Genomic DNA, 10876 nt, shown 5'->3' on the forward strand with positions numbered 1-10876 from the left:
GCTTTCGGTTTGATAATCAGCGCATGTTTACTTAAATTGCGACCCAAAATTAAGGAGATTTGATGGCTACACATAAGTCAGCTGAAAAAAGATATCGTCAGAGCTTGAAGAAGAAAGCCGTAAATAAACAAAGAAAAAGTGAATTAAAAACAGTTGTAAAATCGGTCCAAAGTGCAAAAGACAAAGAAACAGCCGAAAAAGAATTAAAAAAAGCAGTCGCTGTTTTAGATAAAATGGCTTCAAAAAAAGTTATCCATAAAAATAAAGCCGCAAACCAAAAGTCGAAATTAACTCGTCACGTGAGTAATATTTCTTAAAAAACCAAGTTTTATTCGGGATGAAAATGCCAGTCTAATCTGGCTTTTTTGTTTGCCCTCTATAATCTATAATTTTCGAACCAGCCAAATAATTAACGAAACCAACAAGCTTACCAATATCATAGTGGTTATTGGAAAGTAGAATTTTAAATTCGGCTTATCTATTACGATATCACCAGGTAATTTGAAAAGTGGAATTTTAACAATCCAATTCCAAAATATTCCAACGAAAAGAAGGGTCGCTCCAATCACAATTAATACTTTTTGAAAATTAATATTCATCAAAAATATTTCATGTAATGATTTTCCGTATCATCTCAGTTTTTACAGGCACGCATTCAGAGATTTTAATGCTGCTTTCAACTCGATTCACAGTATCACTAAAATCATTCTTATCGGTAAATAAAGTTACAATTATTTCATCGCTTACGACTCTATCACCAACTTTTTTGGTGAACTGCAATCCCGCTTTCGGATCGATCACGTCATCGTGTTTCATTCTTCCTGCACCGAGCTCAATTCCTGCCATCCCAATTTCGAAAGCATTTATTGAATCAATGTAACCGCTGTGTTTTGCCTTTACAGTTACAGAATTTTTTGACTTTGGATATTTTTTTAAATCTTCAAGAAATGAAATATCTCCCCCTTGGTTTTCTGTTATCTCAAGAAATTTTTTATAAGCATTGCCATTTTCAATTTGTTTTCTGGACGTTTCAATTCCCTTTTCTATGGAAGATGCTTTTCCGCCGAGAAATATCATTGCACCAGCAAGATTGTGACAAACTTCCATCAAATCTTTAACTTCTTTTCCTTTCAAGCATTCAATTGACTCGGCTACTTCGAGCCAATTACCAACTGCATAACCAAGCGGCTGATCCATTGCCGTGATAAACGCGATTGTCTTTTTATTAAATGCTTCAGAAATCGCTTTCAAGCCAGAAGCGAGACGTTCTGAGTCTTCCAGAGTTTTCATAAAAGCTCCAACTCCAGTTTTTACATCAAGAACTAATCCGTCAATCCCTTCGGCCAATTTCTTACTCATAATACTTGCACAAATCAGAGGGATCGACTCAACAGTGCCGGTCACATCACGCAAAGCATAGATTTTTTTATCAGCAGGTGCAATTTCTTTGGTCTGACCTATGAGCACAGCGCCAATTTTCTGAAGTGATTGTTTATAATCAGCGACTGATAATTCCGTCCTGAAACCAGGAATGGATTCCAATTTATCAAGTGTTCCGCCGCTATGTCCCAGTCCACGGCCGGAGATCATTGGAACTGGTATACCAACTGAAGCTACTATTGGTGCAATAATTAATGAGACTTTATCCCCCACTCCTCCTGTGGAATGTTTATCGACTTTAATGCCTGAAACGCTCGACAGATCTAAAACTTCACCGCTGTGAAGCATAATTTCAGTTAATGTCGAAGTTTCCGAAGACGTCATACCGGTAAAATATACACTCATCAGAAAAGCTGACATCTGATAGTCTGTAATTGATCCTTCTAAAAATCCCTGAACGATAAATTTTATTTCGTTGGAATCAAGCTCAATTCCGTTACGCTTTTTAATAATAATTTCAACTGGATTCATGTCTTTTCAATTCTAATTTTGATTTTAAAATACTGATTATCTTCCAAATTTGTATGATTCTGCTAATGAGCTTTAGTCGATAAGATACGGTAGCTGCATCTGTTGATTTTGTTTACAATTTCAAAAAACTTTGATTTGCTACTATTTTTATATATTTTAGTTCAGGACTTAAGACTCATTCATGGTTAATTAAGTGCTAATCTTTTTCTGAGATTTTATGAATGGGGCTTAAGTAGTTTTTTATTATAGGTTCTATTTTTTATGTCAAAAAAATTGTTTGTTGGAAGTCTTCCATTTGCAGTTTCTAATGAAGAACTCCAAAAATTGTTCGAAGCATACGGCGAAGTCACATCAGCCGTAGTGATCAAAGATAAACAAACCCGCCGTTCAAAAGGATACGGATTTGTTGAAATGGCGTCCGATGAAGCCGCAACCGCAGCCATGGAAGCCTTAAATAAATCAGAGCTCAAAGGGCGTAATATCGTTGTGAATGAAGCAAAATCTACCAACGATGGTAAGTCTATGAAAAAATAGTTACTTATTTTTGATCTAAAGGGATAATCCGCAACTGCAGAACGGATTATCCCGTTTTTCTTTTCCTCTTTCTGCAGCGATGAAAAAATTAATGGTTGTCGATTTTTCAACTTTTGATTTATTGGCAATTTATTAAATAAGAACACTCAAACTAGTTGATTTCTCCATCCATTTACCATTTCACACTATTTTTTTATTTTAACAACATTCAAAATGAATTTTTCATTAACATTCTAAATCACAATGACTTTTAATCTCAACAAATTGACAATAAAATCTCAAGAAGCTGTAGCTGCGGCACAAGAGATAGCCCAAAATTATACAAATCAACAAATCGAACCAATACATTTGCTTGCTGCTTTAATTCAATCATTAGACGGAGTTGTATTGCCGTTGATTCATAAATTAGGTGCAAATGTTAATAATCTTAAAATAAAAATTAACGAAGAAATTGAACGGCTTCCAAAAGTTGCCGGTTCGGGTGTCGGGAATCAATTTATCTCTCAAGATTTGGCTAAGTTATTTGATACTGCGCTTAAAGAGGCAAATTCTCTTAAAGATGAATTCGTAAGTACAGAACACATTTTAATTGCTCTTTCCTTAGACTCTGGCACAACCGGAAAATTATTGAGGACTCAAGGTATTACAAAAGAAAATATACTCAAGATTTTAAAAGATATCCGCGGAACACAATCTGTTCGTTCACAAAATCCCGAAGACACTTACCAAGCTTTGCAAAAATATGGTAGAAACCTGAATGAACTTGCAATGAAAAATAAACTTGACCCAGTAATCGGAAGAGAAGATGAAATCCGAAGAGTGCTTCAAGTCCTTTCGAGACGAACGAAAAACAATCCAGTGTTAATCGGCGAGCCTGGAGTAGGCAAAACAGCAATCGCAGAAGGATTGGCTCATCGAATAATACTTGGTGATGTCCCCGAAAATTTAAAAACAAAACAAATCGTTGCTCTCGATATGGGCTCGCTTGTAGCCGGAACACAATTCCGCGGACAGTTTGAAGACAGAATGAAAGCGGTCTTAAAAGAGGTTCAAGAATCAAATGGCGAAGTAATTTTATTTATCGATGAACTTCATACATTAGTCGGCGCCGGCGCCGCACAAGGATCAGTAGATGCAGCGAACATTTTAAAACCAGCACTTGCACGAGGAGACCTGCATTGCATCGGGGCAACGACTTTGGACGAATATCGAAAATATATTGAAAAAGATGCGGCACTTGAAAGAAGGTTTCAACCTGTTTTGGTCGATGAACCAAATATTGAAGATACAATTTCAATCCTTCGTGGATTGAAGGAACGCTATGAAGTGCATCATGGCGTACAAATAACTGATGCGACGATTGTTGCAGCGGCTCAGCTTTCGCATCGTTATATATCTGATAGATTTCTGCCGGACAAAGCAATTGACCTCGTCGATGAAGCGGCTTCAAAGCTTCGAATCGAGATCGATTCAATGCCCGAAGAACTCGATGATATTGAGCGAAGAATCAAACAACTGGAAATTGAAAAGGTCGCATTACAGCGCGAACTTGGCGATTCAAATCAAGCCACCGAAAACCCAACTGAGATGCGATTGATAGAACTTGAAAAGGAATTAGAGAATGAAAGAGAATCCCTCTCTTCGCTTCGTGTACATTGGCAGAACGAAAAAGATTTAATAAAATCAATTCGTCAGATGAAGAAAGAAATCGAAACTTTGAAACAAGATGCGGAAAGATTCGAACGCGAAGGTGAACTTGGAAAAGTGGCGGAGATACGTTACGGAAAATTGAATACACTTAAAAATGATCTCGCAAAAAAAATTGCCGAGCTTGAATCAGTTCAAAAGAATAAAAAGATGCTGAAAGAGCAAGTCGATGCCGAAGATGTTGCCGAAATAGTAGCAAAATGGACAGGCATTCCTGTCAGTAGAATGCTTGAAAGTGAAAGATCAAAACTCCTGAATCTTGAAGAACGCCTTCATCAAAGAGTGATCGGACAAGACGATGCAGTTTCTGCTGTATCGAATGCTATTAGACGTTCGCGTGCGGGCTTGCAGGATCAAAACCGTCCGATTGGATCATTTATTTTCATCGGAACAACCGGCGTTGGAAAAACAGAACTTGCGCGTGCATTAGCGGAATTTTTGTTCAACGATGATCATGCAATGGTTCGAATTGATATGTCCGAATATATGGAAAAGTTTTCCGTAAGCCGATTGATTGGAGCCCCTCCCGGTTACGTCGGATTTGAAGAAGGAGGACAATTAACCGAAGCTGTAAGACGAAAACCGTATTCTGTCGTTTTACTTGATGAGATTGAAAAAGCTCATCCTGAAGTTTCCAATGTGCTGCTTCAAGTTTTGGACGAAGGTAGATTAACCGATAATAAGGGCAGAACCGTTAACTTTAGAAATACAATAATTATCATGACCTCTAATATCGGTTCGCACTTAATCCAGGAAAGATTGAGTGAACTTAATGACGAGAACCGCGATTACATTCTTGGCGACCTTCGCATTGAATTGCAAAATCTGTTGCGTCAGTCAATTCGTCCCGAATTTCTAAATCGAATCGATGAAATAATTCTTTTCAAACCTCTTACACATAGTGAAATAAATCAAATTGTTGATCTGCAAATTCTTCAAGTGATCAAGATGCTAGAGGAGAAAGAAATTACAATCGAGTTAAGCAATGAAGCAAAAGATTGGCTTACAAAAGTCGGTTACGATGTCGTTTACGGAGCTAGGCCATTGAAGCGAGCGATACAAAAGTATTTAATTAATCCTCTTTCTGAAGAGATCCTTCGCGGAAGTATTAAGAACGGAGATAAAGTTGAAGTCGAATTAGGTGAGCAGGGTCGATTGAAGTTTATTTCAAAATAAAGAAATGGGACACTGATTTTCATGATGATAAATGATCGTCAGCATCCCAATTTGTTTTATGATTTAGCTGCTAAAATCTTTCAATCAAAGAGATTTTAGCTCTTTCAATTTGTTCCGAAAACTCTTTCCATTCTTTATTGAAAAAAGAAGTTATGGCATTCTCTGCCTCTGTCAGTTTTGATGAAAAATGTTTTAAACTAATTTCTGCCATTTCGGACGGTGCTTCCCATGATGAAACCGCATAGCGATAAACAGTCGAAAGCTGCGAGCCGAGTTTTTTCGGATCGCGCCTTATTCCTTGAATGTCACTGTCATAAAATAATTCAGTCATGTTTTTAAGAGTATCTTGAAGGGCTTTACTTCTTGATTTCAAATTTTTGTAATTGGCATCGTCTTTATCTTTAAGAATTTCATCAATGAGCTTAAGATTTTTTTGTGCATCACGAAGTTTGTCCATTAGCCCAGTCGCGCTATTAACTTTTTCTACAACCGAAGCGAACATTTTTTCTTTTACAAGAATATCTTCGTCAGTAATCATCAACCTAGGATCTAATTTAACATTTACAAAAGTTGAGTCTGAAAATTCACCTGCTGAAATTTTCACTAAATATTTTCCTGGAATGACTTGCGGTCCACTGGGTTCTCTATCGCCAGGTTTTGGCTTGGGCTGATTTGGAAATCTTATTCCCTTGCGTTCAAGATTCCAGTAAATTCTGTTCATTCCGTTTTTTGCAGGTTGCTTCAATGTACGAATCAGTTCATTTTTTACGTTTAAGATTTCGATTTTAACTTCACCGGAATCTTTTGAACGTGATTCGCTCTCCTCATTCAAATTTTCTACTGATTTAGCTTCTTCCTTCTTTTCTTTTTGTTCGATGTTGAGACTGAAGGTTAACATCGCACCATTTGGCAGATTTTCACCAGAATAAATTGCGTCGCCAGGATTGCGAATTCCCGGTGCGGAGTTATAGACGGCAAGATATGCATCCGGAATTTCATACATCTTCACTTTATTCTCGAGTACTTTCAAACCTTCTTTCGCCAAGACTCTCAACGGCTGAATGTTATCGAGAATATAAACCGATCTTCCAAACGTTCCAAGAACCAAATCACTCTCTCTCGGATGAATTATCATATCCATAGTAGATACCGTTGGAAAGCCGTTTTTCCATTTAGTCCAATTTTCACCTGCATCGATGCTGACATATAATCCAAATTCAGTCCCCAAAAACATTAACTTAGGTTCAACAAAATCCTGAGCGAATGAAAGTGCATATCCAAAAATATTTTTTCCGCTTACAAGATTTTTCCAAATCCTTCCAAAATCTTTTGTGTGAAAAACATATGGAGTCCAATCGTCTTTTCTGTGATTATCGAAAACAACAAATGCTTCTCCGGCGTTATTTGTTGAGGCTTGAATTTGTGCAATCCATATTTCTTCAGGAATGCCTTTGATATTCTTTACTACATTTGTCCAAGTCTTTCCGTCATCGGTTGTGAGTTGAACGTTTCCATCGTCTGTACCGACCCAAATCACTCCGCGTTTAACCGGGCTCGGCGCAACTGATATGATTGTTGTAAAATTCTCAGCGTTGGTTACGTCGTAAGTAAGTCCGCCGCTTTCAAGCTGTTTTTGTTTTTCTGGATCATTGTTCGTCAAATCAGAAGAAATGATTTCCCACGAGTCACCTCTGTTTGTACTTCTGTGAAGATATTGACTTCCATAATAAATTGTTGTTGCATCAAATGGATCGTGTGCAATTCCTGCATTCCAATTGAATCTTAAATCCTTACCCTCGGGATGAAACGGGCGAATAAGTTTCTGCTCTCCTGTTTCTGCATCATATCTATTCAACCATCCGCCTTGTGACATCGCATATCCGAAGCGCGAATTACTTCGATCGGGAACAACATCAAATCCATCTCCACCGCCTATTGCTTCCCAATATGTATTCCGAATTCCACCAGATCTCCAAACTCGGCTTGGACCCTTCCACGAGCCGTTATCCTGCAATCCGCCATAAACATTATAAGGGAATTCCATATCGACATTAATGTGATAAAATTGCCCAAGCGGAAGATTTTCTGCGAACTTCCACGATTTACCTTTATCAAATGAAATTGCAAGACCGCCATCGTTTCCATCTATGATAAAATTCGGATTTTCAAGGTGAATCCACCATGCATGATGATCGACATGAATTTTTGAAAGCGAGTTTAAATTTTTAAATGTTTTGCCGCCATCCTCGCTTATTCTAACATAAGTAGCTACATCGTAAATACGATTTTCATTTTTGGGATCGATAAAAATATCAGCATAATAAAATGGACGATTACCGACATCTTTATCATTAATTTTATTCCAAGTAAAACCACCGTCGTCGGATCGGTAGAGAGCATTTTTATTCGATTCAATCAAAGCGTAAATAACATTAGGACTGCTGTTTGAAATCGCAAGCCCTATTCTTCCTATCTCGCCTTTCGGCAAACCGTCGTCCGAAGTTTTTTTCTTCCAAGTTCTTCCACCGTCAACTGTGATGAATAATCCAGATCCTTCGCCTCCGGATTTGAAGAACCAGGGCCATCTGCGGAATTCCCACATTGCGGCAATTAGCTTGTTCGGATTAGATGGATCAATAACGAGATCAGCCGCTCCGGTTTTTTCATTTACAAAAAGAATTTTCTCCCAAGTTTTTCCACTGTCAGTTGTTTTATAAATTCCACGCTCTTTGCTTTCGCCCCAGGCAGAACCTTGTGCCGCAACATAAACAACATCTGAATTCTGAGGATGAATAATAATTCGATGGATATTGCGAGTGCCTTCCAGTCCGAGATGCGTCCACGTTTTGCCTGCATCGAGACTTTTATAAACGCCGTTGCCGCTTGTTTGACTGTTGCGGGGATTTCCTTCCCCGGTTCCGACCCAAATCACATCCGGAATGTTTTGATCAACTGCAACCGCTCCTATGGATGCAACAGGCTGCTCATCAAACAACGGCTCCCAATCAACTCCGCTTCCTTTCGATCGCCATAATCCCCCTGAAGCTGTTCCGACATAAATAATCGATGGGTCTTTCAGCACTACATCAATGCTTGTTATTCTGCCGCTCATTCCTGCCGGACCAATTGATCGTGCTTTTAGTCCGTGAAGTTTTTCCATATCCAGCGGCTGCGCAGAAATAAAATTCGTATGGCAAAAAGCAAACGTTAAAAGAAAAAATATTTTCGTAACTGATTTTGTTAGATGCTTCATCACAAGCTCGCTTACTAATTAGTGTTGCACTTTTTTTGAAATATATGGATGAGATAAATAAGATGAAAATTATTTATGAATCAGTTTACGAGATAAGTCTGTTTTTTACCGTTACTGACCAATCGGTAACGCAAAAAAGTCTGTGGTATCACAACTTAAATTTTTATATTTATAAAGAAATAATCACCAAATCAGAGGAAATGATGAGACGGATAATAAACCTTTCTTTACTAACTTTTTTGTTCGCTTTTAATTTTTCACTTCTTGCTCAAGAGGAATATTCCGATGAAACTAACAGCAGCGTAGCCGAACTCGGGCAATTCCACGAAGTTATGTACCCAATTTGGCATACTGCTTATCCCGAAAAGGATTTCGCCGCACTTAGAAATTATTCTGAGGATGTTAAAACGCTCGCAGAGAAAATTTATTCAGCAAAGCTTCCTGGCATTTTAAGAGACAAGAACACAAATTGGCAGCTTGGTGTTTCTGATTTTAAAAATTCAATTGACGCATACCTCAAAGCTTGCGAAGGAAACAACAATCAATTTCTTCTCGATGCTGTAGAAGAAATGCATACAAAATATGAAATCCTCGTTCGGACTATCAGACCTGTTGCGAAGGAAGTCGATGCATTTCATAAAGTATTGTATGTGATCTATCACAAATACTTGCCGGATAAAAAATACGATAAAATAAAGGAAATGGGCGATGAGCTGAAGCAAAAATCAGAAGCAATGCTTACGGCAAAACTTTCTAAGAGACTTGAAGGAAAAACAGAAGCTTATAAAGAAGCTGTGGAAAAATTAATTGTCTCGGTTGATATGCTTAATGAAGTTCTTGCTGCCGAAAATTCAGACGCGATTGATAGTGCAGTTGAATTAATGCACACAAATTATGTGAACATCGAAAAGATTTTTGACTAAAAAAAAGATGCTGCTGTCACCCACCGGTAGGTGACAGCAATAAAGCAAATCAGTTGAACGAACCTTTAACAAGAATAGCTGTTTGCTGTGCTACGTTTTGATTGTACTCAAACGAAAGTTTCTTGTGATTGACTAAATCTATAATTGTTCCTATCAGACAAATTCCGCCTGTAAGTAGAAAAAGTAATCCCATTCCGACTTGGTTCAGCATGAAGCGCTGAACGCCTGCAATTCCAATAAAACCAAGAAGCGTTAGAAGAAGAATTGTTTGCGGATCTTTTCTTCTTGCTCGGTACATATTGGCAAATTGCATCGCCTGATTATCATTAAGATCTCTTATCAGACCTTGAACAAAAACCATTTCTTCTCCCTCGAGTTCGGGTAAAAGTTGAAATATATTTGGCATTTAAACCTCCGTATAAATTGATTTATAGTTTTGAATTTGTCTTTTTATTAACGAATAAATTCTGAGTGAAAGAACTATGGCGGCAACCGTTCCAAGCGGATGCGCTTCAAATGATGCAGAAATTTTTCCATGAAATAAATATGAAATCGATTTTCCGAGTCCGCAGCCGGGGCAAAAATCGATCCCAACATTTTTGAAAAAGCAAAAAGTAAAATGGGAATCGTTTGATGGTGATATTAGGATTAACGCTATCAGACCAGCCATCCAAATAAAAGCTTCAAAAGGGATTAATCTTTTGAGCATTTCTAATCGAGATGCGACACTTTCGATTCTAAATAATTTTAACTTATGATTAAGATAATTTTTCATCTCATTACTTTATGAAGTTAGAACATTCTAAGCCACTAATCAACACAAGACAAGAATTTTCTAAAATGTTGCGTTCTTCGTTTCTTATTAGTTTTATTAATATAAATCGAATAATTTTGCATTGAACTGAATTTTATTACGTAAGTTTATCAAAATGGATTCATCGCTAAAAAAATTTTTTTATCCCAAAAGTATCACCCTGCTCGGAGCTTCTTCAAAAGAAGGTTCGATTGGATACGAAATTTTAAAAAGTATTAAAAGCTTTCAGTTTACCGGAAAAATCTTTGTTATAAATCCAAATGCAAATAAAATTCTTGGAACGCAATGTTATTCTTCATTAGATGAAGTCAATGAATCAATCGATCTGGCAATCATTCTACTTCCAAGAAAATTTGTTTTGCAGGGGCTTCAAGATTGCGCTCGTAAAGAAATTAAAAACGTAATTATTATAACCGCTGGATTCAAAGAAGTCGGCGGCGAAGGTGCTGAGCTTGAAAAAGAATTAATACGAATTGCAAAAGAGAATCAGATCAGATTGATTGGGCCGAACTGTATGGGCGTGATCAATACAGAAGCATTGATTAGGTTGAACGCTAC

10 protein-coding genes are annotated in these 10876 nt (G+C 37.5%); 5 read left to right on the forward strand and 5 right to left on the reverse strand.

Annotated features, from left to right (window positions below):
- Positions 1 to 62 precede the first annotated feature (62 nt).
- Positions 63 to 317, forward strand: a complete 255-nt coding sequence (gene rpsT / locus FJ213_11525; GenBank protein ID MBM4176782.1) for a 30S ribosomal protein S20 — start codon at positions 63 to 65, stop codon at positions 315 to 317.
- A gap of 66 nt (positions 318 to 383) precedes the next feature.
- Here the strand turns inward: rpsT and FJ213_11530 are convergent, their stop codons facing one another.
- Together FJ213_11530 and FJ213_11535 are read right to left on the reverse strand one after the other, a co-directional pair.
- Complete coding sequence (locus tag FJ213_11530) at positions 384 to 599, reverse strand: DUF2905 domain-containing protein (protein MBM4176783.1); 216 nt, start codon at positions 597 to 599, stop codon at positions 384 to 386.
- Positions 600 to 609: 10 nt separating this feature from the next.
- Positions 610 to 1911 (reverse strand): thymidine phosphorylase, encoded by a 1302-nt coding sequence (locus FJ213_11535; protein MBM4176784.1) that lies wholly within the window; start codon positions 1909 to 1911, stop codon positions 610 to 612.
- Between the two features lie 261 nt (positions 1912 to 2172).
- On the opposite strand from FJ213_11535, the gene FJ213_11540 reads away from it, so the two are divergent.
- Together FJ213_11540 and clpB are read left to right on the forward strand one after the other, a co-directional pair.
- Positions 2173 to 2445 (forward strand): RNA-binding protein, encoded by a 273-nt coding sequence (locus FJ213_11540; GenBank protein ID MBM4176785.1) that lies wholly within the window; start codon positions 2173 to 2175, stop codon positions 2443 to 2445.
- Positions 2446 to 2688: 243 nt separating this feature from the next.
- Positions 2689 to 5328 carry an ATP-dependent chaperone ClpB gene (gene clpB / locus FJ213_11545; protein ID MBM4176786.1) on the forward strand — a complete coding sequence of 880 codons (2640 nt, stop codon included), beginning with the start codon at positions 2689 to 2691 and terminating at the stop codon, positions 5326 to 5328.
- Between the two features lie 70 nt (positions 5329 to 5398).
- Here the strand turns inward: clpB and FJ213_11550 are convergent, their stop codons facing one another.
- Positions 5399 to 8581 (reverse strand): hypothetical protein, encoded by a 3183-nt coding sequence (locus FJ213_11550; protein MBM4176787.1) that lies wholly within the window; start codon positions 8579 to 8581, stop codon positions 5399 to 5401.
- 44 nt (positions 8582 to 8625) lie between these two features.
- Here FJ213_11550 and FJ213_11555 point away from each other — a divergent pair, with 44 nt between their 5' ends.
- Complete coding sequence (locus FJ213_11555) at positions 8626 to 9504, forward strand: hypothetical protein (protein ID MBM4176788.1); 879 nt, start codon at positions 8626 to 8628, stop codon at positions 9502 to 9504.
- Between the two features lie 49 nt (positions 9505 to 9553).
- Here the strand turns inward: FJ213_11555 and FJ213_11560 are convergent, their stop codons facing one another.
- Together FJ213_11560 and FJ213_11565 are read right to left on the reverse strand one after the other, a co-directional pair.
- Entirely contained in the window at positions 9554 to 9910 is a 357-nt protein-coding gene (locus FJ213_11560) for a TM2 domain-containing protein (protein MBM4176789.1), read from the reverse strand.
- The gene (locus FJ213_11565; protein MBM4176790.1) at positions 9911 to 10213 is read right to left on the reverse strand and encodes a DUF2752 domain-containing protein; all 303 of its coding nucleotides are present in this window, start codon (positions 10211 to 10213) and stop codon (positions 9911 to 9913) included.
- A 220-nt stretch (positions 10214 to 10433) separates the two neighbouring features.
- On the opposite strand from FJ213_11565, the gene FJ213_11570 reads away from it, so the two are divergent.
- Positions 10434 to 10876 (forward strand): acetyl-CoA synthetase (locus FJ213_11570; protein ID MBM4176791.1); only part of this gene is annotated, 443 nt, incomplete at its 3' end.

It is taken from the genome of Ignavibacteria bacterium, assembly GCA_016873845.1.
In the GTDB taxonomy this organism is placed as follows: domain Bacteria; phylum Bacteroidota; class Ignavibacteria; order Ch128b; family Ch128b; genus JAHJVF01.